The organism is Bianquea renquensis (assembly GCF_014384895.1).
GTDB lineage: Bacteria > Bacillota > Clostridia > Lachnospirales > Bianqueaceae > Bianquea > Bianquea renquensis.
Genome location: NZ_JACRSQ010000012.1, coordinates 56,626 through 80,844 on the forward strand (window position 1 = coordinate 56,626; position 24,219 = coordinate 80,844).

Sequence of the window (24,219 nt, forward strand, 5' to 3'; positions counted from 1 at the left end):
TTCAGAATGGCGCTTCGCAATATACGAAAAGAGCAGGATGAAATTTTAAGAAAACCTTCGCGAAAGGTAGAATTATTTGACGACCGGCTGCAAACACTGATTGATGATATGTTTGAGACCATGTACGACGCCCAGGGATGCGGTCTGGCCGCTGTGCAGGTCGGCATACTGAAGCAGGTGATCGTCATCGATACGGAGCAGCCAGGGGAAAAGCTGGTGCTGATCAACCCAGAGATCGTGGAGACATCTGGGATTCAGAGGACAGCCGAGGGGTGTCTGAGTATACCTGGAAAATCGGGAATTGTAAATCGGCCTATGGTTGTGAAAGTTCGAGCGCTGGACCGCGAGGGCAAGCCCTTTGAGAAGGTAGGCCGCGGGTTATTGGCAAAAGCCTTCTGCCATGAAATCGATCATTTGAGCGGTGTCCTCTTTGTGGATAAAGTGGAAGAATGGGTAGAAGAATAGAAACGAGGTGGAGCGATGCGCATCGTATTTATGGGGACTCCAGAATTTGCCGCTTGTATCTTGCGGGAGGTAGCCCGATTGGAACATGAGATCGTCGGCGTCTACACACAGCCGGACAAACCGCAGGGGCGAAAGGCGATTTTGACGCCACCTCCTGTGAAACAATTGGCAATGGAATTGGGACTGCCAGTCTACCAGCCGAGACGGGTGAAGACATCGGCTGCCGTGGAGCAGCTGCGGGACCTCCGTCCAGACTTGATATTGGTCGCCGCCTACGGCCAGATTCTATCCCAGGCGATTTTGGACATCCCGGCTTTTGGGTGCGTGTGCATCCACGCGTCCCTATTGCCTAAGTATCGGGGGGCCGCCCCAATTCAGTGGGCGATTGCCAACGGGGAGGCTGTAACCGGTGTGACGGCCATGCAGATGGACGCTGGCATCGATACAGGCGACATGATCCTGAAACAGGAAGTTCCCATTGGGGAAGAGGAGACAGCGGGAACACTGTATGATGCACTGGCAGCGGCCGGGGCAAAGGTGACGGGGGAGATTTTGGCAATTCTCTCTCGGGGGGAGTGTCTCCCGAGGGAGCCACAGCGGGAGGAAGACGCGACCTACGCCCCCATCTTGACAAAGGAGGATGGCCGCATTGATTGGACCATGAGTGCAAGACAGATCGTAGACCGGATTCGTGCCTTTACTCCGTGGCCATCGTGTTACACCTATCTGCGAGGGCAAAAGCTGGCCATCGGGAAGGCCTCCCTTGTGGATCCAGAGAAGCAGGGAGAGCCTGGGCGAGTGCTCAAGTCTCCGAAGAAGATGTTCTGGGTTCAGACGGGAAAAGGTGTCATCGCGGTGGAAGAGTTGCAGCTTCAGGGAAAAAAGATGATGCCGGCCAGTGCATTTTTGTTGGGAAATAAAGTGGAGGGAGAAATCTTACAGGGAGAGTGATGCAGGATGTTTTATATCGACCCTTATTATCTGATTTTAGTGCTGCCCACACTGATCTTCGCCATGTATGCGCAATATAAGGTGAAGAGCACGTATCAAAGGTACAGTCAAGTTCCCTGCCGGATGGGATATACCGGTGCGCAGGCGGCGGATACCATCCTGCGCGGCGCCGGCATCTTCGATGTGGGAATCGAGCATGTGGTAGGACAGCTTTCGGACCATTATGACCCGAGAAAGAAAATGCTGCGCTTATCGGACAGCGTGTTTGACAGTACTTCCATTGCAGCGCTTGGCGTAGCGGCCCACGAAGTAGGGCATGCGATTCAGCATCATGAGGGATACCTCCCGTTAAAGCTGCGGAATGCGATTATACCCGTGACCCAGATCGCTTCCAACCTTTCGATGCCCTTGATTTTTCTTGGGATCCTTTTTGGCGGCGTGCGGGGCAATACGGATTTTGGGTATTTCTTGATTCAGATGGGAATTCTGCTCTTTGGAGCGGCGGTGGTCTTTCAGCTCATCACCCTGCCGGTGGAATTCAATGCGTCCAGGCGAGCCATCGCCATACTGGGAAGCAGCAATCTACTGCTGGAGGACGAGATTCCGCAGGCGAGACGTGTTTTGTCAGCGGCGGCCATGACCTACGTGGCAGCCGCGGCGACAGCCCTTGCAAGTTTGCTCAGGCTACTATTGCTTTTTGGCAGGAGAAATGGCAATGACCGATAACCGTTGGAGTGCCCGGCGGGAAGCTGCCCAGGCGCTTATGGAGATTTTGTATGACAAGGGGTATTCCTCCATCGTCTTAAACCGGCGGCTTCGAAATCTGCCCCCTGAGGCGGACCGAAAGGATCGAGCCTTTATTGCCAGCCTCGTCTATACCACGATATCCGAGCTGTATTATATTGACGCCGTGATCAACACCTATTCGAAAACTGCCGTTGTTAAGATGAAACCCTGGGTGGCGGTGGTTCTCCGCATGACGGTCTGCCAGCTCTTGTTTTTTGATAAAGTCCCCGACAGCGCTGCTGTCCACGAGGGCGTGGAACTCGTCAAGCAATCCCGCCTGCGAGGGCTTCAGGGCTTTGTGAATGGAGTGCTGAGGGGAATTCTGCGCGGCGATAAAAAGCCAGTGTTACCGGATTCCCAGGAGTCGCCGCTGGCCTATGTGTCCATCCGGCACTCCATTCCTGTCTGGATCTTGAAAATCTGGCTTGACGCCTATGGTTACTCCAAAATGCTGGAGCTGGCGGAGGTCTCCCACGGACCAAAGCGGCTCTGTCTGCGGTGCAATACCCTCAAGATTTCCCCGGAGGATTTTCTTGTGATGTTGCAGGACAAGGTGGGAGTGGAAAATGTCCGTCCTGGCGACGTTCTGCCGGAATGTGCATATATAACCGACGGCGGCGATATGGCGGCCTGGCCAGAATTCAAGCAGGGCTTCTTCATCGTCCAGGATGAAAGTTCTGCGCTGGCAGGACGCGCTCTGGGGGCAAAGCCCGGAGACCGAGTGCTGGACATGTGTGCCGCCCCGGGAGGAAAATCAACCCATATTGCCCAGCTCATGCAAAATACAGGCGTGATTATCAGCCGCGATATCCACGAACATAAAGTAAAGCTCATAGAAGAAAATGCAGCGCGTCTAGGGGTTTCCATCATCCAGACCCAATTTCGGGACGGCGTCGCCTGGGAGCCAGAGGAAGAGGGCAGCTTTGACGCGGTATTGCTGGATGCGCCCTGTTCGGGGCTGGGGATTCTGCGATCCAAACCGGATATCAAGCTCAATCGCTCGCCAGACCAGATGGGGGAGCTGGTCAAGCTGCAAACCGCTTTACTCGAAGCTGCATCCCATCTAGTCCGTCCCGGCGGTGCGTTGGTGTATAGCACGTGTACCATCAACCCTGCGGAGAATGAGGAAACCGTACAACTTTTTTTAGAAAAACATCAGGATTTTTTCATAGAAAATTTTGAAAAGGATTTGCCAAGGAAGCTGGAGTGTGATACTATAAAGGATGGATATGCCGTCCTTATGCCGGTGGAGGCAGGGATGGATGGCTTTTTTATTGCAAAGTTCAGGAGGAAAGCATTGGATGAACCTGGAACAACAGGACCCGCACAGTCTCCTGCCAAAAGAGTGGGAAGACCTGTGCGTGGGATGGGGGCTACCGGCATACCGGGGCCGGCAGATCTTTCAATGGCTACACCAGAAGGATGCCACATCCTTTCTGGAGATGACGGTTCTGCCGGAGGAGCTCCGCCGAAAATTGGAGTCGTCGATTCCAGTTTTCGAGATGCAGCTGGCGAAGAAGCAGCGATCGACGAAAGATGAGACAACAAAATTTTTATTTCGCCTGCGGGATGGACAGTGCATCGAATCAGTGCTTATGCGCTATGAATACGGGTATTCCCTTTGCATCTCCTCCCAGGTGGGATGCAGGATGGGGTGCCGCTTTTGCGCCTCCACTCTAGGAGGTCTGGTTCGAAACCTTACGGCGGGCGAGATGGTCCAGCAGGTATACGCGGCGTCCAAGGAGGCGTCGGTCAGAATCTCCCATGTGGTCGTGATGGGCTGCGGGGAACCATTTGACAACTATGACGCGCTGCTTCGATTTTTTTCCCTGATGCGGGAGGAGAAGGGGCGGGGACTTAGCCTTCGAAACATAACGGTATCCACCTGTGGGCTTCCCCATCGCATCCGAGAATTTGCCGATTGCCACGTGGGAGTGACGCTGGCCGTCTCTCTTCACGCGGCTGATGATGAACTCCGTAGGCAGTTGATGCCGGGGGCCGCTCGGTTTTCTCTTGACGAACTCCTCGATGCCTGTCAGTACTATACAAAGGAAACAGGGCGCCGAGTCACCTTTGAATACGCATTGATAAAGGGGTGTAACGATGGGCGGGACGATGCGGTGCGGCTTGTGCAAAGGCTGCGGGGAATGCTCGCCCATGTAAACCTCATCCCGGTTAATCCCGTGGAGGAGCGTGGGTTAGCCCGGTCATCGCCCCAGCGTGTCCGGGAATTTGCCAAGGTTTTAGAGATGGGACGAATTCCGGTGACGATACGCAGAGAGATGGGCGCCGACATTGACGGCGCTTGCGGTCAGCTCAGAAATCGGTACGCGCGTGCATAAGAGATTCGTCCAAGCCGGTTGGAATGAAAATAGTGAGGTGTTAGAATGTTTGCAGCTGCAAAATGTGATGTAGGCAAGCTTCGAAAGACTAATCAAGACTCTGTGTACTGTTCCATGGAACCAGTGGGGGATCTTCCCAACCTGTTTATCGTGGCGGATGGGATGGGCGGCCATTTAGCTGGGGAACACGCATCGTCGGAAGCGGTTCAATTTTTTGTTCAGGAAGTGGCCGAGAAGTCATTTAAAGAAGACAGCATTGTCAAGCTGCTGCGCGAAGGCGTGGAGAGCGCAAATCGATATGTCTACAAGCTATCCAAACAGTCTTCCGCCTGGACGGGCATGGGGACCACCTTTGTCGCCGCGGTTATCATGGAGGATACGCTTTTTTGCGTCAATGTCGGGGATAGCCGGCTATATCTTGTTCAGGCTGATGGACAAGGTGGCGTTGGCTTGAAGAAGCTGACCATCGATCACTCTGTCGTGGAAGAGCTAGTGCAGAAGGGAGAAATCACGGAGGAGGAGGCGAGAGTTCATCCTCAGAAGAATGTGATTACCAGAGCTGTTGGAATTGAGGAGCAAGTCAGCGTCGATGCGTTTGAGATTCCCTTGACAGGAATTCTGCGAGTGCTGCTCTGCTCCGATGGCCTCAGCAATATGGTTGAGGATACAGAACTCCTCCGCTTGTTGGGGACGACAGTGCCAAGCAGCCAGGATGAAATCGAGGGGCTAGCGGAACAGCTCATCGATAGGGCAAACGGTAACGGGGGGTATGACAATATATCGGTCATACTGATAGACTTATGGAAGGAAGGTGCGCAACATGCTTAATCCGGGAACTATTTTAGGCAACCGGTATGAGATTGTAGAGGAAATCGGTTCCGGAGGCATGGCGATTGTATATAAAGCAAAGGACTATAAGCTGCACAGGATGGTAGCGATCAAAGTTCTGCGCAAAGAGTACGCCAGTGACGAAGTGGTGTTGGCAAAGTTTCAAAAAGAGGCGCTTGCGGCTGCCAGCCTCTCCCATAACAATATTGTGGGGGTGTACGATCTAGGGCAGGAGAAGGACGTCTATTATATCATTATGGAATACATAGACGGCATCACGTTAAAGGAGTACATTCGGCGGCGCGATACCATGTCGTCGGAGGAAATCTTGAAGATCTCGTTGAAGATAGCGGACGCTCTCCGCGTTGCCCATGCGAATCATATCATTCACCGGGATATCAAGCCGCAGAATATTATGGTTACCCAAAAGGGTGCAGTGAAGGTTACGGATTTTGGAATCGCAAAGGCGGCAACCTCTACGACCATGACGAACCATATGGATACCATGGGGTCGGTGCATTACTTTTCACCTGAACAGGCGAGAGGCGGTTTTGTGGATGTCCGCAGCGATCTGTACTCTCTGGGAATCACCATGTATGAGATGGCGACGAAGAGACTTCCTTTCAATGGCGATACGCCGGTCTCGGTTGCGATGCAGCAGATTCATGATCCCATGCCCAATCCCCGGAAGGAGAATGCGGCTCTGTGGCCAGGACTCGCTGCGATAATTCGCAGGCTGACGCAAAAACGTCCGGAGCTTCGGTATCAATCGGCGGATGAGCTCATGGCGGACCTGCGAAAGGTCTATGTGGATCATGACTATATTGTGCCGCTCCCCGCACAGGTCGACGAGGAGACACCCTATGGGGAGCCACCGCGCCGCCAGGATGTTCACCCGGCGCCGCCGAAACGTCCCGTTCCCGAGACGGAGGAGGATGAGGAGGAGGAGAGGAAGCCGGATACCGCGGCAAAAAAGAAGAAGATCCTCATTTTTTCCGCCTGTGGAGCGGCGGTGTTGATTATAGCCCTTGTCTTGATCTTCAGTTTTGTGCTGAGGCAGGCTAAGAGCAATCTGATACCGAGCCTGACAGGGTATACCCTGGAGGAAGCGCAGGATAAGGTATCAGGGCTGAAGATTACAGTGGAAGTGGAGAGACAGGAATATAGCGATGAATACGACGCTGGAAAGATTACCGGACAGGATCCCGCCGTCAATACGGAAGCGGTGGAAGGCTCCGTGATCAAAGTCGTTCTCAGTATGGGAAAACGGCAGGTGGATAAGGTTCCGGATGTAACCAATCTGACCTATGCAGGTGCGGTGAAGGCTCTGGTCGATGCAGGTCTGCCCTACACCGTGGAGACAAGGGCGGACGAGACAGTTGCCATGGGCACGGTCATCTCCCAGGATCCGGTGAAAGACACGGATCTGACGGAGGGGACCATCGTTACCATCTACGTCAGCACAGGGACAGGGGAAACGCTGATTGAGGTGCCGGATCTGACCACAATGACGGAAGATCAAGCGAAGGAAGAACTGACACAGCGCAAGCTGACCATAGGCACCGTCAGCGAATCCTATCATGACTCTGTGGAAAAAGGCAAAATAATCGCCCAGGGGACGGAGAAAGGTGCGAAGGTCATGGAGGGAACGGCGGTGGATGTCACAGTCAGCCTTGGAACGCTGGACGCAGAAACGGTGGGCAAAGATGGTGGAAATATCATTCTGACCAGCCCCTTTTCAAAGAATGATACAGGTTCAAAACTTCTGACCATTCAAGCCACGGACAAGGATGGAAAGATGACGGAACTCTACAACAAGACTGTGACAGCGGCCACCTTTGGCTCCCAGGGAGGCATTTCCGTGGCCTACCCCAGAGGAACCGTGGTCATCAAGGTTTTCCTGGATAACTCGCCAGTTTTGACGCGGAATGTAAATGAATAACGGAGTGAAAGAGGACCGGCGGCGTGCGAGCGCTCCGGTCCTACTTAAGGAGGATGTATGGGGGAAGGAACCATTATCGCCGGCGTAAGTAGCTTTTATGACGTGTATCAGCAGGGCGCAGTTACGAGATGCAAGGCGCGGGGACTTTTTCGCAAAGAGAATATTACGCCAGTTATTGGAGATCATGTGCGATTTTCTGATCAAGGGTATCTGGAGGAAATTCTGCCAAGAAAAAATCAACTGGTGCGCCCCGCTGCTGCCAATGTTGATCAGGTTGTGGTTGTGTTTGCCATCAAAAATCCCAATCCGCATTATCCGCTGTTGGACCGGTTCTTGGTGGAATCTGCCCAGCAGTCCATTCAGGCCGTCATCTGCCTAAATAAATGGGACTTAAAGGAGGATGATCAGGCGGACGAAATGACAGCGGTGTACGAATCTGCTGGCTATCAGGTGATTCATACCAGCGCCTATCTCAAGGAGGGCATTGCAGAGTTGCGGCAGCTGCTGGAGGGCAAGGTCACGGTCTTTACAGGCCCTTCCGGCGCCGGCAAATCATCTCTGCTCAATGCAGTGGATAGCCGCCTTGTTCTCCAGACGGGACAATTGAGCGAGAAGGTACAGCGCGGCCGCAATACCACACGCCACGCGAAATTAATTCCTCTGGATAGTGGCAACGGCTTTGTCGCGGATACCCCTGGATTTACATCACTCCATTTGGAGCATATTCCCTATCCGGACTTGGGACAATACTATCCGGAATTCCTTCCCTGGCTGGGGGACTGTCGTTTTACCGGATGCAGCCATATCAGCGAACCGGATTGCGGCGTGAAACTCGGCGTTCGAAGGGGCGAGATTTCAGCGCAGCGCTATGACAGCTATTCGGAATTATATCAGGAGATACGGCGTGAGCAGGAAAGCAACCGATGGAAATAAAAGCAAGAAACCTTTGATTGACTGCCCACGAGGAGCTTGGAGGAAAATGAGATGATCGTATTATCACCGTCGATTTTGACGGCGGATTTTGGAAATCTGCAGGAAGAGGTGGAAAAGGCGGTCCGAGGCGGGTGTGATTGGCTACATCTGGATATCATGGACGGGCATTTTGTCCCCAATATCACCATAGGTCCCATGATTGTCAAGGCACTGCGGCGCTATGCCGCCATTCCCTTCGATGTACATCTGATGGTGGAAAATCCCGACGGCCTGTTAAAGCTGTACGCAGATGCAGGCGCGGACATCGTGACTGTCCACCAGGAGGCATCAGGGTGCCGGCATTTGCACCGGACGATTCAGCATATAAAAGAACTTGGGCTGAAGGCAGGCTGTGCTGTCAATCCGGGGACACCGGTGGAGCTGTTGGAGCCAGTCCTAATGGATTTGGACATGGTCTTGATCATGACAGTCAATCCAGGCTTTGGAGGCCAATCCTTTATCCCCTCCACGCTGCACAAAATTGCAAGATTGCGCGCCATGGCGGAGAAGTGGAAGCCAGACCTGCTGATCCAGGTGGATGGCGGCATAAATGCGGCAACCTGCGAATCCGTGATCCAGGCGGGAGCCAATGTTTTGGTGGTGGGTTCCGCGATTTTTGACGGCGTGGATCCGGAAGGCAATGTTCGAAAGTATAAAGCGCTGTTGGAACGGAGAGAAGATTAGATGAAAGTCTTAATTTTGACTGGCGGCCGGCTCAACGATTCGGGAAATCTGAGGGAGAAGGTACAGCGGTACAACCCAAAATGGGTGATCGCCGCTGACTCGGGGTTGGTACACGCCCAGCGATTTGGCCTCATACCCAACGAGATATTGGGGGATTTTGATTCCGTGGATTCAGCGCTGGTCAAGCAGTATCAGAATTTTCAGGGAGAGATAACCCAGTATCCTCCTAGGAAGGATTATACGGACACAGAGCTTGCCATAGAAGCCGCTATGGAGAAAGCCGGGCACACCGGCGAGATTTGGATCCTCGGAGGCACAGGGAGCCGGATAGACCACAGCCTGGCCAACGTTACACTTCTAAAACAGCCCACCGACGCGGGAGTGCGCTGCCGCTTACTGGATGGGCACAATACGGTTCAGATGGTCAAAGCGCCGGCGGTGTTGGACGTGGAAAAGGAAGAGGGAATGCGGTATATCTCCCTTATTCCCATGTTTGGCGATGTGGCTGGCGTTACGCTGGAAGGGTTTCTGTATCCATTGCAGGATGCGCTGTTGCCCAGTGGCCGCAGCCTTGGCATCAGCAATGAGCTGCTGTACCACCGGGGGCGGATCCGAATTATCAGCGGCTATCTCCTTATCATCCAGTCTTCCGACTGAATCAGCGATACATCTATAATGTAGTCACATGGAAGAGCCTTCCCTCATAAAATAGAGTATCAAGCTTCGGAGGGAGGGCGTCCATCGTATGGGCAGACCAGGTTGCAAGCCGTTCCGGCCCTGTTGTTCTAAGCCAGGACGGCAACAAGAATTTTTAAAACAATTGGCAGGACTTCTCCTCATCGCCGCGGGTATCGGTATCTTACTGGCCATTCTTTTCTGCAATGTTTTTATCCAATGGATTTTAGCGGTGGCGCTGATTGCCTTGGGGCTTTTTCTGCTGAAAGGGCGCCGGCGGTGCTGATTTCACGTTTTTGATTTGTCGCACAGCGAGAGCTTGCCAGGGGGCAGGCTCTTTTTGTCCTATCGGAAAGTCCGCCGAGAGCGGCAACGAGAATCGCAGGACGCCAAAGCGGGCGCCGTGCTGAGAAACTCAGCCTGGCGCCCGCCTGCCGCAATTCTTCATTTTTGTATAGGGATTGCTCTCCTCCTAAGGGCGATTACGCTCTTGTAACCTTATTGGATCTCAAACAACTGGCACATACATGAAGTGTTTTCGGGGTTCCGTTTACGATAGCTTTCACGGTACGGATATTGGGTTTCCATTGTCTGTTCGATCGTCTATGGGAATGGCTGACTTTGATGCCGAACTGTACGCCTTTTTGACAGATATCACATTTGGCCATGATTGCACCTCCTTTGTCCAACAATCAAATTCATGTTCATCACAAATACAACACTCATATTTTATCAGATTCATGAGCAGATTGCAAGGAAAATTTCTAAAAAAACGAAGAAAATTGTAGCGCCTGGGGGATGCTACAATTTTTTTGCATTTTCAAAAAAACCTTTTGCAAAATACGAAAAACTTGGTATAATACTAGTAATATGAAGTCAATAGGAGGAATGGATATGGCTGCGAAGATTAAGACGGATTTCGGTTCTGTTACGATAGATAGCGAAGTCATTGCCAGAGTCGCAGGACTGGCCGCCATGGAATGCTATGGGGTCGTGGGAATGGCCTCCATTAATGTGAAGGATGGATTTGTACAACTTTTGCTCGGTGACAGCCTGACAAAGGGGATCAAGGTGACAACCCAGGAGGATAACCAGGTCGTCTTAGAGTTCCACATTATTGTGGAGTACGGGACGAAGATTTCGGCCATCGCGGATAACCTCATGAGTACGGTTAAATACAAGGTGGAAGACATGCTGGGATTGGAAGTCGCCAACGTGGATATTTATGTGGAAGGTGTCCGCGTCGACAGTGGAGAACGCTAAATTGCAGATTGGTACCCTTAGGAGGAGAACGTTGTGTTGAAAAGCATACAGGTAGCGAAGTTTCGTCAGATGATCATTGCGGGGGCCAACCGTTTGGAGGAGCATAAACATTCGGTGGATGAGTTGAATGTTTTTCCGGTGCCAGACGGCGACACAGGGACGAACATGTCCTTAACCATGATGTCCGCAGCTCGCGAGGTCTTAAATGCCGAGGGCGCCGATATTCCCGGCGTGGCGAAGGCATTGTCGTCAGGCGCGCTGCGCGGGGCGAGAGGCAACTCTGGCGTTATCGTTTCCCAACTGTTTCGGGGATTTTATAAAGGTTTGCGTGATGTGCAGGAGATTGACACGGCCACACTGTCAACGGCATTGCAGCTTGGGGTGGAGACAGCGTACAAAGCTGTCATGAAGCCAAAGGAAGGTACAATTCTGACTGTGGCCAGGGAGATTGCAGACAAGGCGCTAGAACTGGCCATGCGGTCGGAGGACGTGGTGGAAGTTCTGGAGGAGGCACTTCGATATGGCAGTGAGACGCTGGCGAAGACGCCCGATATGCTTCCAGTTCTGAAAGAAGCTGGAGTCGTGGATGCGGGAGGACAGGGCCTTTTATATATCTATTATGGCATGTTGGATGCTTTGAAGGCGGAGGACGATACGGTTGGCAATCTGACAACTGTAGATGGAACCAAAGGTGAACATGGGAATTCATCTGCACAGGCGGTCTTCTCAACGGAGAGCATCACCTTCGGGTATTGTACAGAATTTATCGTCAATGGAGTCAAAGATGCTGAGGCAAAGGAAGATGAGTTCCGCGCCTATCTCAGCGGCATCGGGGATTCCCTTGTGGTTGTGGCGGATGAAGACCTTATCAAGATTCATGTTCACACCAACGATCCCGGACTCGCGATTCAAAAGGGATTGAGCTATGGATACCTGAGCAATATGAAAATCGACAACATGCGGCTGCAACATCAGAATACTCTGTCCATGGAGCCTGAGCACAAGAAGGAGGAGCCGCTTCCCAAGTCAAGCCCACAGGCACCCGCCAAGGAGATCGGATTTATCGCCGTGTCTCTGGGGGATGGGCTGGACGAGATATTCCGGCAGCTGGGGGTGGACTATGTGATCCCAGGCGGCCAGACGATGAATCCCAGCACAGAGGACATTTTGAATGCGGTGGACATGGTCAACGCCAAGACGATCCTGATCCTGCCCAACAACAAGAATATTATCCTGGCTGCGCAGCAGGCGGCCCTGCTTTTGGAAGAGAAAACGCTTCTCGTGGTGCCCAGCAAAAGCGTCCCGCAGGGAATCACGGCCATGCTGAATTATATGATGGATCAGGATGCCAATGCCAATTTTGAGGCGATGACCCAGAGCCTGGAGACGGTTACAACAGGTCAGGTGACCTATGCCGTGCGTGACACCCATATGGGTGACTTTGATATTAAAAAGGATGACATTCTAGCCCTTATGGACGGGGATCTACAGGAGGTCGGCAAAGAGCTGGATGAGACGTCCAAAAAGATCATGGATCGGATTATGGGGCAGGAGCCAGAACTGGTCACCATCTATTATGGGGAGGATGTCAAGGAAAGTCAGGCTCAGGAGTTAGCAAAGTATGTGTCGGACGGCTATGATGGGGTGGATGTGGAAGTACAATATGGTGGGCAGCCGCTGTACTACTACATTATCTCGGCGGAGTAAAGGCGGAGAGAGGGCGAAGGCAGCCCTCTTTTTTCCTATAGAAAAGGCCGCCGTAGGCGATAAAACTCGGGAGGAGTGAGGTGGAATGGAAGAGATACTCAGACAGCCTTTAGTTGCGATTCAGGGAATCGGACCCAGCAGAGCGGAGGCTTTTTATCACGCGGGTGTCGCATCGATCGAGGACCTTTTGAATTATTTTCCGCGAGATTACGAGGATCAGCGGAACCTCCTCTCCATCTCCCAAATCACCCTGGGGGAGGATGTGATGATCAGGGCTCGGGTCCTGTCCTCGCCTCAGAATTTTCGCAAAGGGCGGTACACCGTGTGTAAAGCCAGAATTGCAGATGAAACCGGCGCTCTTTCGGCAGTCTGGTTTAATCAGCCCTTCATCGCAAAAAATCTCAAGGCCGGTGAGACGTATTATTTTTATGGAAAGGTGGAGCGAAAATACAATCAAATCCAGATGAGCTCTCCCCAATACCGGTTGGCAGACCAGCAGAGTGAGACGCCATCCATTGAGCCGATCTACCCTTTGACAACAGCGTTGACGCAGAAGATGATACGGGGGGCCGTCAAGGAAGCGCTGCTGATGGCGGGCGACGCGCTGGAAGAATATCTCCCCTCTGCGATCTTGCAGCGGTATCACCTGGCGCAGCTGGGATTTGCCTACGCCAAAATCCACTTTCCAGATACCTTTGAAGCCGCAGGGCTGGCAAGGCGCAGACTCATTTTTGACGAATTTTTTATTCAGCAGATGGCGCTTCGGCAGATTAAAAAACTTTTGGATGACGAGACAAAGGGACAGATCATCGACTCCGAGGGAAAGGATGCAGAATTTCTGGCACAGCTGCGATTTCCCCTTACCAACGCACAGAAGCGAGTGTGGAGCGAGATACAGGAAGATCTGTGTTCGCCTCGGGCGATGAATCGGTTGATTCAGGGGGATGTAGGATCCGGGAAAACAGTTGTCGCCATGCTGGGGCTTTATGCAGCGGCGAAGGATGGCTATCAGGGGGCTATGATGGCGCCGACGGAGGTTCTAGCCCGCCAGCATTTCGCGGAGGCCATTCGACTGCTGGAACCCTTCGGGATTCGGGTGTGTCTTCTATCCGGCTCCCTGACGGCAAAGACAAAACGGCAAGTGTACGGACAGATTCAGACCCATGAGGTCGATGTGGTCATTGGAACCCACGCGCTCATACAGGAGGGGGTTCAGTTTGCGCGCCTCGGCATCGTCATAACCGATGAACAACATCGGTTTGGCGTGAGGCAGAGGGTCGCTCTGGCGGATAAGTCAGCGGCTCCCAACGTGCTGGTTATGACGGCGACGCCCATTCCCCGCACCCTAGCTATGATTCTATATGGTGATATGGACATTTCGATTCTGGACGAAATGCCGCCAGGGCGTAGTCCTGTGAAAACCTTCTGTGTGGACCACACGTATGATGAGCGCGTATACTCGTTTGTCCGCAGAGAAGTGACAGCCGGCCGGCAGGTGTATATTATTTGTCCCGCTGTGGAAGAATCGGAAGAGTCCGAGCTAAAATCAGCGGTGGAATACCAAAGTTTCCTACAGGATGTGGTCTTCCCTGATCTGAAAGTAGGGCTATTGCACGGCAAGATGAGGCCGGAGCAAAAAGACGAGGTGATGGAAGCCTTTGCATCGGGGGATATTCCAATCCTCGTGTCCACGACAGTGGTTGAGGTGGGAGTTAACGTGCCCAACGCGACACTCATGATCGTGGAAAATGCGGAGCGGTTCGGGTTGGCGCAGCTGCACCAGCTGCGCGGGCGCGTTGGACGGGGGCAGCACGAGTCATACTGCGTTTTAAAAACTGATAGCAAACAAGCGAACGTGCGAAAACGAATGAAAATTCTCGTGGATTCCCAGGATGGGTTTTATATTGCAGAAGAGGACTTGCGCCTTCGGGGGACAGGCGATGTGTTTGGACTGCGCCAGCACGGCTTGCCGGATTTTAAGCTGGCAGATTTGTATAAGGATCTGGATATTCTTAAAATCGCGCAGCAGGCCGCGGAAGAGGTATTAACCGCGGATCCGCTGTTAAGCCGCCCTGAGAATCTACGCTTAAAACAGAAGATTGAACAGTTTGTTGATGGCGACGTGTTAAAAAATTCCTTATAAAAAACCAAAAATTAGAAGCGTACGAAAAAATTAACACTTATAATGTGGAGGAATTGAGGCATTATAATAGTGAAGCCGATCCAATGCGGCTTTCCTATAAAAGATTCCGGACTTTTATAAGATTCTTAATTTAATTGTGAGCTGCCCTTTATGTGGGCAAGAAATGGAGGAACGAAACATGTCTAACAATAAGAAAGCATATCCTCAGGCCAGACAGGCTCTTGATCAGTTCAAGTATGAGGTAGCGAATGAGATTGGTGTACCTCTGAAGCAGGGGTACAATGGAGACCTGACTTCCGCTCAGAACGGATACGTTGGAGGTTATATGGTTAAGAAGATGATCGAAAAGGCTGAGCAGGAAATGGCTAGCCAGGGAACCGCGACCATGAATTCTACTCAGAAAGCTGGACAGCAGTTCTAATTGCGATTTGACGAGAGAGGCATTGCAAAGACGAAAGTCTAGCAATGCCTTTTTTTGCCTTTACTCGACGAGTTAATTTTTTTAAAACTCCTTTCATTTTAGAGAAAGACGAGGTATAATATGTGTGCGGCTTCGATTGCACACACTTTTTATATAGGATAGGAGGAACACAAGATGAAAAGATTCGCATCTCTACTTATCGCCCTTATGCTGACACTGTCGCTTGCAGCTTGCGGCGGGGAAACAACGCCAGATACAAATGATGGAACAAATCCGTCACAAAGCGAAAGCAATAAGGATGAAGAAAAAACAGACAAGAACGAAATATCGTTTACCGAGGTTGTCGCCGTTGACAATGCCGAGTGTTTGATTAAGATTACCGAAATTGATCCTGACAATATGTGGGGATTCACCTTAAAGGCACAGCTTGAAAACAAATCAACAGATAAAACATACATGTTTTCTGTTGAGAGTGCGGCAATCAATGGAGTTCAATGCGATCCGGTGTTTGCAACAGAAGTTGCAGCAGGCAAAAAGTCCAATGAAGAGATTAGTTTCTCTGACGATGAGCTTGAAGAAAATGGCGTTGGCGATTATACTGATATCGAACTGACTTTCCGTGTTTACGATAGCAATGATTGGGAAGCAGATGCAGTGGCAAAAGAAACGATCCATATTTATCCTTATGGGGAAGATAAAGCGGTTAAGTTCGTACGTGAAGCGCAGGCTTCTGACAATATCCTCATCGACAATGAATATGTTACTGTCACTGTAACAGGCTATGAAGATGATGAAATTTGGGGATATACCGTTAATCTGTTCTTGCTTAACAAAACCGATAACAATGTGATGTTTAGCGTTGATGAGGCTTCTGTAAACGGAATCATGGCAGACCCGTTCTATGCGACATCTGTATCAGCAGGAAAATGCGCATTTAGTTCTATGGCTTGGTCTGATACCACTTTAGAAGAAAACAGTATTACAGAAATTGAGGAGATTGAGTTCAATTTCCGAGCATACAATGAAGATGACTGGTCTGGCAATGATTTCGCAAACGAAACAATTACATTAAATCCGTAAGCAACAATCACGACCGAAACTCTTAAAGGGTCTTCGGTCGTGATCTCTTATCTGGAAATTTCCCGTAAAAAATGAAGCGGCAAGGGAAGCATAAACACAAATGAAATCGTATAAAGGGATAAGGCAGACACATTGCGATAAATCCTTTGTTTTCAATGGCTTTGGTTGCGGATGTAACAGTCACTTACATATATTACGAAGTTATGAAGCTTGCCATATGGCGGGGAAAAAATCCGGCGAAATCCTTGACATTTGTGGATTTTCCTATAAAATAGAAAGTAGACCACTAAATTGGTGGAGTGGAAAGGGCGATTGGATGCGAGTGATTGCCGGAAAAGCGAAGGGACGCAAGCTCGTGACGAGGGAGAGCGACGCCACGCGGCCGACGGCTGACCGTATGAAGGAAGCACTGTTCTCTTCCATTCAGTTTTCCATTGCGGGCAGCCGGTTTTTGGACATCTTTGCGGGCAGTGGCGCCATCGGAATCGAAGCCTTGTCCAGGGGTGCAGCGTACGCGGCCTTTATCGAGTCGGAAGAGGAGGCGCTGTCCTGTATCCGTCAAAATCTGAAAGCCTTGGATTTTCAAAACCAGGCGGAGCTTATAGGACGTGACGTTTATTCTGCTCTGCGTGAGCTCTCCGCGCGGGGGGAGACCTTTGATATCGTGTTTTTGGACCCGCCCTACCGACAGGGACATGAGACGCGATGCCTAGACGCGATCCGAGATTTTTCACTTTTGGCGGAGACCGGTTTTGCCGTCGTGGAGTCCGCCTCTGAGACGGAGATCGCGGTGGACGGCATGATCTGCGTTAAGGAAAAGCGGTATCGGACAACAAAATTTTCTTTTTTCGAGTTAGCGGAAGGCGGGGAATAGGTTGCGTATTGGAGTGTATCCCGGAAGTTTTGATCCCATGACCAATGGGCATTTGGATATTATCGAGCGGGGAGCCGAGGTAGTGGACAAGCTCATCGTAGGAGTTCTCGTGAATAGCACAAAGCATCCAATGTTTAACTTAGACGAGCGAATCCGAATTTTGACAGCTGGAACTGGGCACCTGGCCAATGTGGAGATCCTTCCGTTTCACGGATTGCTGGTGGATTTTCTGAGGGAGCAAGATGCCAAACTGGTCTTTCGGGGGTTGCGCGCGGTCTCAGATTTTGAATATGAGTTGCAGATGGCGCAGGCGAACCGAAATTTGTATCCGGAGATGGAGACGCTGTTTCTCTGCACGAATGTTCAGTATTCGTTCATCAGCTCTACCATCGTCAAGGATATCCTGCGCCATGGCGGTAGTATACAGCACTTTGTACCGGAAAGCGCAATCAAAATTATCGATGATATTAGGAGGAATCAAGATGGACCGGCAGATGGAAATTGAAGAAATACTGGCGAATATCGAAGAAATTCTGGAGCAGGCGAAATCCGTGCCATTTAGCGATAAGGCCATGGTGGACCGGGATGAACTCTTCGATTTAATTACCGATATACGGTTAAAACTGCCGACGGAGATCGAACAGTCCAAATGGGTTCTGGAAGAGAAGAATCGGATCATCGTTGAAGCGCAGCGGGAAGCAGAATTGAAGCTGAAGGAAGCGGAAGAAGAGCGCGGCCGGATGATCAACGAGAATGAGGTCACCAAGAAGGCGTACGCGCAATCGGAAGAGATTATCGAGACAGCTAAAAAGGTCGCTAAGGATATGCGCATGGGCGCCAAAGAATATGCGGACGACCTTCTGATGCAGATTGAAGACCAATTGAAAGAGTTGAACGCCTTCACAGAAGAGCGCCTGCGTGAGGTTTCCCTGGCCATTGAGGAAAAATCCAAAGAGTTCAATTCCATAATGGATCAGAAGATGAAGATTTTGCAGCAGAATCGCAAGGAGCTCAACATTCATCGGAAGTAATGGATCTTTCGGAACGTTATCGTCTGGCAGATTGCATATTTGCCGCCTTTGTCACATACATCTAAGATAGAAGCGTGAGGCGAGGCGAAAAAGATGATGCGAGATTCCATTCGAACGGCGTCAGCGGGGACTTGGATACTCCGGCTTGGCGCCGTCTTTTTTTTGACTGTACTGCTAGTATACCCTCAGACCGTATTTGAGGGAGCGAGGGAGGGACTGCTGCTCTGGTTTAACACGGTGTTTCCCGCACAGTTTCCATTTTTTGTTTGCATTTCGCTGTTGATCGAACTCGATGTATTGCCGATTTTTCAGCGAATCTTTGAACCGTTTATGCGGCGAGTTTTTGGTTTGCCCGGGGAGGCTTCCTTCGTATGGCTTTCAGGATGTATTTCCGGCTACCCGGTGGGGGCGAAAGCCGCCATGGAGCTCTGGAATAAGGGGGAGCTGACGAAAGGGCAATTTCAGCATCTTCTGTGCTTTTGCAATAATTCGGGCCCTCTTTTCATTCTTGGCACCATCGGTGTGGGCCTTCTACAGAATGTGACGGTGGGATACGTTCTTCTGGCGGCGCACATTCTGTCATCCCTCGTCAATGGGATCCTATTCCGGTTTGTCTACGAAAAAGGAGATGCCGGCCGGCGGGAAGGAAAACGCCGCCCGATATCCCCCCTGGAAAAGCCCTTTGGCAAAATGCTAGGGGACAGTGTCTACAGCGGTATGGAGTTGATTCTACAGATCGGCGGATTCATTATTTTATTTTCTGTCCTTCTGCGGCTTCTGGAGGGCTGGCAAGTAGCCGCGTATCCGGCAGCGCTGATCCACCGGCTTCTTCCTGTGCTCCCGGTGGATGTGGTGGAAAGTATGTTGTATGGGATTCTCGAGCTGACCAACGGGGTACGGTATGTAAGCCGGACATCCGCCGCTCTTCCTGTCATGGCCGCTGCCTGTGGTTTTTTGACGGCTTTTGGAGGACTTTCCATTCAGGCGCAGACAGCCGCTGTTTTGAAAGAGGGCCCCGTCTCCTTTGGAGCCTACCTCGGGGCGAAAGTGGTACAGGGGGTGATTGCAGGGGGATTATCGATGCTGTTGGCTCTTTTATTTCTCAGATAATATCTTCAAACTGCGGAATGCGGTTGCAATCTGACAGAAATCGTGATATAATGAAAAACCGAGAATCAACACGTAATGTTCGCTATGCGGCGCGGAAATTGTGCGATTTTGATAACGTTGACTGAAAGGATGAAGAGCTATGAGTGATACGAATTCCAAGATTGAAAAGCGCAAAGCGGAGGCGCGCAAGAGGCAAGCAAAGCTGAAGAGACGGGAGAAGCGGAAATTGAAGCCGTCTACGCGCCGGCACTTGATAACCGGGATTTGCATAGCCCTCGTCTGTATTGTAGCAGGTGGCTTGTTTTTCACTGGAACTGCCACTGCGCGGCGCGTGATTTCAGCCGTCAAGATCGGCGATGTCAATATTAGTTCCGCAGAATATAGCTATTATTACAGGACAGCATTTTCCAATTATTATACGACGATGGCCTCCTATTTTGGAGAGCAATATGTGGGGATCGACCTGACGAAACCCCTATCCAGCCAAAAATATTCGGACAACACCACCTATGCGGATTATTTCAGCCAGAGCGCGGTCCAGCAGCTGACCCAGATCGTCGTGCTGTCGGAGGAAGCTAAGGCCGCTGGTTTTACCATGCCAGAGGATGAGCAGGCCAGTGTGGATTCGCTGCTCCAGCAGATCGAGGAGAACGCAGAGTCGGAGAAGCTGTCTTTGGACAAGTACGTTGCCAAAACCTACGGAAAGGGAATGAACTACGAACTCCTCAAGAAGATCGTCGAGCGGGAATACCTTGCCAACGCCTACAGGACGGAAAAGATTGGAGAGCCGTCCTACGACGAGGCGCAGTTGGAATCCTACTATGCGGAAAATAAAGATCAATTCGCCATGGTGGACATCCGCTATCAGGCCTTCAACAAGGTAGAGGCGACGGATTCCACAGAGGGCAAGACCATAGAGGAAGCCAAGGCGGAGGCGGAGGCGTTTTTGGCGAAAGCCACAGATGAGGAAGGCTTCGCCCAGGCGGCGCTGGAATTGGCGAAGGAAAAAGCGGCGGCGCTGGCAGCGGAGGACTCCAGCAATTCTGGGTCCGATGATTCCGCAGAAGAGACGGAAGTTACGGAGACGACCCTCCACACAGCGACCAAGAAGTCGAGTCTTACATCCGTCGATGCCAACGTATCCAACTGGGCCTTTGCGGAAGGCCGGGTTGCCGGCGATAAGACAGTTTTGGAGAATGCGAGTCAGACGGGCTATTATGTAGTCTATCTTGTAGAGCCTGAGTACCGTTATGAGGAGAAGACTGTCAACGTCCGGCATATCCTGATCAAAGCGGAGGAGGGCGCGGCTCAAGACGTCAAGGATGAGGCGAAAGCCAAGGCGGAGGATATTTTGGAGCAGTGGAAAGCAGGAGCCGCCACAGAGGAGAGCTTTGCGGAGTTGGCAAAGGAATTCAGCGAGGATGGAAATGCGGCGGAGGGCGGCCTCTATGAGGACGTGAACAATGGCTATATGGTGGACAGTTTTAATGATTGGATTTTTGACCAGAGCCGCAAGCCGGGGGATACGGGTATCGTAGAGACGGAGTATGGATATCATGTCATGTACTATGTCAGCGACAGTGCTCCCTATTGGCAGGTGCAGGTGGAGAACGCCATGCGGACAGCGGATTACAATACGTTCTATGAGGGCGTAGCGGATCAATATAAAGTCAAGACCAAATGGCTGGGAGTGCAGCTCCGCGAAGAACCCTATTGAGAAAGAGAAAACGCTATGCAAGAGGTTAATCCGATGGCATAGCGTTTTTTTCAGCCCTCTCGGAAGGTGCGCCCTCCCGGTACGCCGTGGGGGTGCAGTGGTAGAGGGATTTAAATACTTTTGAGAAGTAATTGACGTTGTCAAAGCCCACATAGCCGGCGATATCTTGAATGGGGATTGCAGTTCGGCGGAGAAGTCCGGCAGCGGTTTGGGCGCGAACCTCATGAATATAGTTCACGATGGATTTTCCGGTCTGCTGTTTGAATAAGGACGAGACATAATTGGGAGACAGGCCTGTTTGTTCCGCGATTTCTGGGAGCGTCAGCGATTCACTGAGGTGGATATGAATATAATCGATGATGGTTCGTATTGTGGGGGTATAGCGGCGAAGGCCGAAACGGCGGACCAGTTGGCAATACCCGAGGATGATTTCCAACTGTAATTCTTTTACACGGCCCTGTGTAGGAGCATTTTCAATGCGCACCGCGTACTCCTCGGAGAGAATGTCAATGTGTACCGGATGGACGCCGCCCTGTTCCGCCGCTTTCCGGCAGAGGGTATTGAGTACAAAGGACAGGTTTTTGGCATTCCGCAGCGGCTCTTTTTGGCGGATCAGACGGGAGGTATCTCGAGACAGCGGCTTAAAAGCCTCGACCGCACTGGTATCATCCCCATTTTGGATCGCAGTTAACATGCGGTTTTCATATTCATAGCGCGTTTCGAGAAGATGCATTTTTGGATTCTTTTCAAGATGAAACTCTGACGTTGGTTCCCAGCTCAACAGCTGCAAAACTGGGGTGCGCCCCAGTCCAAGATGCCGGTACAACACAGAGGCGCTCTGAAATATGATATGAGGAGAGCAGATGGGAATGGTATTGCAGTAGAGAGGTAAATAGGACATGTACGAACTGGAGATACGATTTTTTGCCAGCAAAGCCTGCATACTTTGTTCTGTCAAGGCCTCCGGCAGAAAAGGGCCGAGCACAACAAATTCCTGAAGTCCTGTCAGGGGAAAGAGCATATAGTGAATCTGACAAAAATTCGTCCATTCATAGATATATCCTGATTCCAGCCGGCGTAGCTGATTGCGCAGCTGATTCATATCCGCTTCCGACGCTATATATCCAATGACAGGCACGGTACAAAGCTGTTGTAGCAGAGCAGCGGGAGATGAAGAGACATCCACTGAGACAGAGGTTAAGGTTTCTATATAATCTTTTGCGATGGTTAATTCGGTCATCATGACAATTTCCTCCAAAGAATCTGGCGAGTCGGATTTAGTTTTAGTATTCTATAATAGATTATCGTAAAATTTTGCTTTTTTCAAGAGAATTCTTCTAACGAAATGGGAAAAATGCTGATATGATAGAATCAAATATAAATTTGGTTCGTTCTAAAAAAGGAGTTGTTAGAATGTTATACCCCATCATGAATCATGCTCGCACCGCCATCAGTTTGGACGGTGTATGGCGTTTTCGAGCGCTGAGACAGCTGGAAGTGACAGAACAGGATACTTTGCGGTGGAACGGTTCCTATGATACCATGGCGGTGCCGGGATCGTATAATGACCAAAAAGAGGACGAGGCGCTGCGGGACCACTATGGCCTTGTGCTGTATCAGCGGGATGTGAGCATACCGAAGAGTTTGAGCAGGGAACGGGTAGTTTTGCGGTTTGGCAGTGTGACACATCACGCGGCCGTCTATTGGAACGGGAAGTTGATTGCCCGCCATCGGGGTGGATTTTTGCCCTTCGAAGCAGAAATCGATCCTCAGGATATGGAAAAAAACCATGTTCTGACAGTATCCGTGGACAATCGCATTGATCTGAGTACCCTGCCGGTAGGAAGCGACAATCCTGGTGGAATATTCGGCAGTGCATTGCCGGACATTCCAGGGGTTCAGCGGAAAAAGCAAAATTATCCCAACTTTGACTTTTTTAACTATGCGGGGATTGCGAGGCCGGTGCTCCTGTATTCGACGCCGAAGGACTATATTCAGGATATTCGCCTGCGATACACAGTCGAGGGCGGCGACGCGGTTGTCCAGTATGATATTGAGACTTCTGAGGAGTCCTCTGCCTGCCGGGTTGAACTGCTGGACGAAGGAGGAAATCGTATCGCGGAGGCGGAAGGAAGGCAGGGTGCGCTGAATGTACCCGGTGTGAGGCTGTGGCAGCCCCTGGACGCTTACCTCTATACACTGCGTGTCCAGTATGGAGATGACGAATACGAGGAACCCTTTGGCATCCGGACCGTGGAGGTGAAGGGAACACAATTCCTGATCAATGGCCGTCCTTTCTATTTTAAAGGATATGGCAAACACGAGGATTCGGAGTTTCGAGGTCGGGGATTGGACAATGTTCTGAATATCAAAGATATCGCCTTGATGAAATGGCAGGGAGCCAATTCCTTCCGCACCAGTCACTACCCGTATTCGGAGGAGATGATGCGCCTGTGCGACCGCGAAGGGATCGTGGTCATCGATGAGGTGCCCGCTGTGGGCGTCAATCTCAATTTTGGAAGCGCACAGGGGCGCGAGCCCGTGGATACCTTCGCCAGAATTCAGACACATGAGCATCACCGCGAAGTGATTCGGGACTTAATCCAGCGGGACAAGAATCATGCCTGCGTGGTTATGTGGTCCATCGGAAATGAATCCGATACCGCCACTTTCCCGGAAAGTGCGGTCTCCTATTACAAGCCTCTCTACGAGTTGGCCCATGAACAGGACCCGCAGAACCGTCCTGTGACATTGGTGGGCCTCCAGGGGCGGTATGGAAATGAGCCGGCGCTCCTCATGATGGATGTGATCTGCTTGAACCGCTACTATGGATGGTATGTGTACGGCGGTGATTTAGACGCGGCCAAGCAGGCACTGAAAGTCGAGATGGACTATTGGGCAACCACTGGAAAACCGGTGATGTTTACAGAATATGGAGCCGATACGGTGGCGGGACTTCGCCTTGCAACTTCGGTTATGTTTACGGAGGAATATCAGGTGGACTATTATAAAGCCAACCACGAAGTCCTGGACGAGCTGCCATTTTTTATCGGAGAACAGGCGTGGAATTTTGCAGATTTTGCCACATCCCAGGGGATTAACAGGGTAGAAGGCAACAAGAAGGGGCTGTTCACCAGAGATCGCCGGCCCAAGTTGGCAGCGCACTATTTTCGCCAGCGCTGGCATACCATCCCAGATTTTGAGTATAAAAACTGATTTGTTTGGGGA

Annotated in this window: 23 protein-coding genes and 1 pseudogene; 22 read left to right on the forward strand and 2 right to left on the reverse strand. The window is 51.2% G+C overall.

All coding sequences use genetic code 11. The features are described 5' to 3' along the window. Window positions 1-6 precede the first annotated feature (6 nt). The 11 genes and pseudogenes from def (at window position 7) to H8730_RS09395 (ending at window position 9,931) form a co-directional block, all read left to right on the forward strand. Window positions 7-465: a peptide deformylase gene (gene def / locus H8730_RS09345; RefSeq protein WP_177716534.1), complete on the forward strand. Its 459-nt coding sequence runs from the start codon at window positions 7-9 to the stop codon at window positions 463-465. Between the two features lie 15 nt (window positions 466-480). After that, entirely contained in the window at window positions 481-1,416 is a 936-nt protein-coding gene (gene fmt, locus H8730_RS09350) for a methionyl-tRNA formyltransferase (RefSeq protein WP_177716533.1), read from the forward strand. Between the two features lie 6 nt (window positions 1,417-1,422). Continuing rightward, window positions 1,423-2,142 (forward strand): zinc metallopeptidase, encoded by a 720-nt coding sequence (locus tag H8730_RS09355; RefSeq protein ID WP_249289751.1) that lies wholly within the window; start codon window positions 1,423-1,425, stop codon window positions 2,140-2,142. Further along, window positions 2,132-3,487, forward strand: a pseudogene (gene rsmB, locus H8730_RS09360) (16S rRNA (cytosine(967)-C(5))-methyltransferase RsmB); the annotation flags it as partial. The gene H8730_RS09355 and the pseudogene rsmB, both read left to right, overlap by 11 nt. Window positions 3,488-3,503: 16 nt before the next feature. After that, window positions 3,504-4,544 (forward strand): dual-specificity RNA methyltransferase RlmN, encoded by a 1,041-nt coding sequence (gene rlmN, locus H8730_RS09365; protein ID WP_177714278.1) that lies wholly within the window; start codon window positions 3,504-3,506, stop codon window positions 4,542-4,544. A gap of 45 nt (window positions 4,545-4,589) precedes the next feature. Further along, entirely contained in the window at window positions 4,590-5,372 is a 783-nt protein-coding gene (locus H8730_RS09370) for a Stp1/IreP family PP2C-type Ser/Thr phosphatase (RefSeq protein ID WP_177714279.1), read from the forward strand. Further along, window positions 5,365-7,314 carry a Stk1 family PASTA domain-containing Ser/Thr kinase gene (gene pknB / locus H8730_RS09375; protein ID WP_177714280.1) on the forward strand — a complete coding sequence of 650 codons (1,950 nt, stop codon included), beginning with the start codon at window positions 5,365-5,367 and terminating at the stop codon, window positions 7,312-7,314. The genes H8730_RS09370 and pknB overlap by 8 nt, the downstream gene beginning before the upstream one ends. Before the next feature lie 57 nt (window positions 7,315-7,371). Continuing rightward, on the forward strand, window positions 7,372-8,247 hold the full coding sequence (rsgA, locus tag H8730_RS09380) for a ribosome small subunit-dependent GTPase A (RefSeq protein ID WP_177714281.1): 876 nt from the start codon (window positions 7,372-7,374) through the stop codon (window positions 8,245-8,247). Between the two features lie 51 nt (window positions 8,248-8,298). Then, window positions 8,299-8,970 (forward strand): ribulose-phosphate 3-epimerase, encoded by a 672-nt coding sequence (gene rpe, locus H8730_RS09385; protein WP_177714282.1) that lies wholly within the window; start codon window positions 8,299-8,301, stop codon window positions 8,968-8,970. Next, entirely contained in the window at window positions 8,971-9,627 is a 657-nt protein-coding gene (locus H8730_RS09390; protein WP_177714283.1) for a thiamine diphosphokinase, read from the forward strand. An 88-nt stretch (window positions 9,628-9,715) separates the two neighbouring features. Beyond that, a complete protein-coding gene (locus H8730_RS09395; RefSeq protein ID WP_177714284.1) occupies window positions 9,716-9,931 on the forward strand; it encodes a hypothetical protein in 216 nt (71 codons plus the stop codon). Window positions 9,932-10,127: 196 nt separating this feature from the next. On the opposite strand, the gene rpmB is transcribed toward H8730_RS09395, so the two are convergent. After that, window positions 10,128-10,313 (reverse strand): 50S ribosomal protein L28, encoded by a 186-nt coding sequence (gene rpmB, locus H8730_RS09400; RefSeq protein ID WP_177715590.1) that lies wholly within the window; start codon window positions 10,311-10,313, stop codon window positions 10,128-10,130. Window positions 10,314-10,539: 226 nt separating this feature from the next. Here rpmB and H8730_RS09405 point away from each other — a divergent pair, with 226 nt between their 5' ends. The 10 genes from H8730_RS09405 to H8730_RS09450 all read left to right on the forward strand — a co-directional run bounded on the left by H8730_RS09405 (window position 10,540) and on the right by H8730_RS09450 (window position 20,991). Further along, window positions 10,540-10,908 (forward strand): Asp23/Gls24 family envelope stress response protein, encoded by a 369-nt coding sequence (locus H8730_RS09405; RefSeq protein WP_177715592.1) that lies wholly within the window; start codon window positions 10,540-10,542, stop codon window positions 10,906-10,908. A 33-nt stretch (window positions 10,909-10,941) separates the two neighbouring features. Then, on the forward strand, window positions 10,942-12,615 hold the full coding sequence (locus H8730_RS09410; protein ID WP_346726566.1) for a DAK2 domain-containing protein: 1,674 nt from the start codon (window positions 10,942-10,944) through the stop codon (window positions 12,613-12,615). Between the two features lie 85 nt (window positions 12,616-12,700). Beyond that, window positions 12,701-14,758 carry an ATP-dependent DNA helicase RecG gene (gene recG, locus H8730_RS09415; RefSeq protein WP_177715594.1) on the forward strand — a complete coding sequence of 686 codons (2,058 nt, stop codon included), beginning with the start codon at window positions 12,701-12,703 and terminating at the stop codon, window positions 14,756-14,758. Window positions 14,759-14,936: 178 nt separating this feature from the next. Then, the gene (locus tag H8730_RS09420) at window positions 14,937-15,179 is read left to right on the forward strand and encodes an alpha/beta-type small acid-soluble spore protein (RefSeq protein ID WP_346726567.1); all 243 of its coding nucleotides are present in this window, start codon (window positions 14,937-14,939) and stop codon (window positions 15,177-15,179) included. A 174-nt stretch (window positions 15,180-15,353) separates the two neighbouring features. Beyond that, window positions 15,354-16,259: an LptM family lipoprotein gene (locus H8730_RS09425; protein ID WP_177715598.1), complete on the forward strand. Its 906-nt coding sequence runs from the start codon at window positions 15,354-15,356 to the stop codon at window positions 16,257-16,259. 217 nt (window positions 16,260-16,476) lie between these two features. Then, on the forward strand, window positions 16,477-17,133 hold the full coding sequence (rsmD, locus tag H8730_RS09430) for a 16S rRNA (guanine(966)-N(2))-methyltransferase RsmD (RefSeq protein WP_177715600.1): 657 nt from the start codon (window positions 16,477-16,479) through the stop codon (window positions 17,131-17,133). Window position 17,134: 1 nt separating this feature from the next. Beyond that, window positions 17,135-17,638, forward strand: a complete 504-nt coding sequence (coaD, locus tag H8730_RS09435) for a pantetheine-phosphate adenylyltransferase (protein WP_177715602.1) — start codon at window positions 17,135-17,137, stop codon at window positions 17,636-17,638. Beyond that, a complete protein-coding gene (locus tag H8730_RS09440; RefSeq protein WP_177715604.1) occupies window positions 17,616-18,164 on the forward strand; it encodes an ATPase in 549 nt (182 codons plus the stop codon). Before coaD ends, H8730_RS09440 begins: the two co-directional genes overlap by 23 nt. A gap of 93 nt (window positions 18,165-18,257) precedes the next feature. Next, window positions 18,258-19,274 (forward strand): nucleoside recognition domain-containing protein, encoded by a 1,017-nt coding sequence (locus H8730_RS09445; RefSeq protein WP_177715606.1) that lies wholly within the window; start codon window positions 18,258-18,260, stop codon window positions 19,272-19,274. Window positions 19,275-19,413: 139 nt separating this feature from the next. Next, window positions 19,414-20,991, forward strand: coding sequence for a peptidylprolyl isomerase (locus tag H8730_RS09450; protein ID WP_177715608.1), 1,578 nt, complete (start codon window positions 19,414-19,416; stop codon window positions 20,989-20,991). A 25-nt stretch (window positions 20,992-21,016) separates the two neighbouring features. On the opposite strand, the gene H8730_RS09455 is transcribed toward H8730_RS09450, so the two are convergent. Beyond that, the gene (locus tag H8730_RS09455) at window positions 21,017-22,234 is read right to left on the reverse strand and encodes an AraC family transcriptional regulator (protein WP_177715610.1); all 1,218 of its coding nucleotides are present in this window, start codon (window positions 22,232-22,234) and stop codon (window positions 21,017-21,019) included. A gap of 170 nt (window positions 22,235-22,404) precedes the next feature. Between H8730_RS09455 and uidA the strand changes: the two genes are divergently transcribed. Beyond that, window positions 22,405-24,207, forward strand: a complete 1,803-nt coding sequence (uidA, locus tag H8730_RS09460; protein WP_177715627.1) for a beta-glucuronidase — start codon at window positions 22,405-22,407, stop codon at window positions 24,205-24,207. Window positions 24,208-24,219 lie beyond the last annotated feature (12 nt).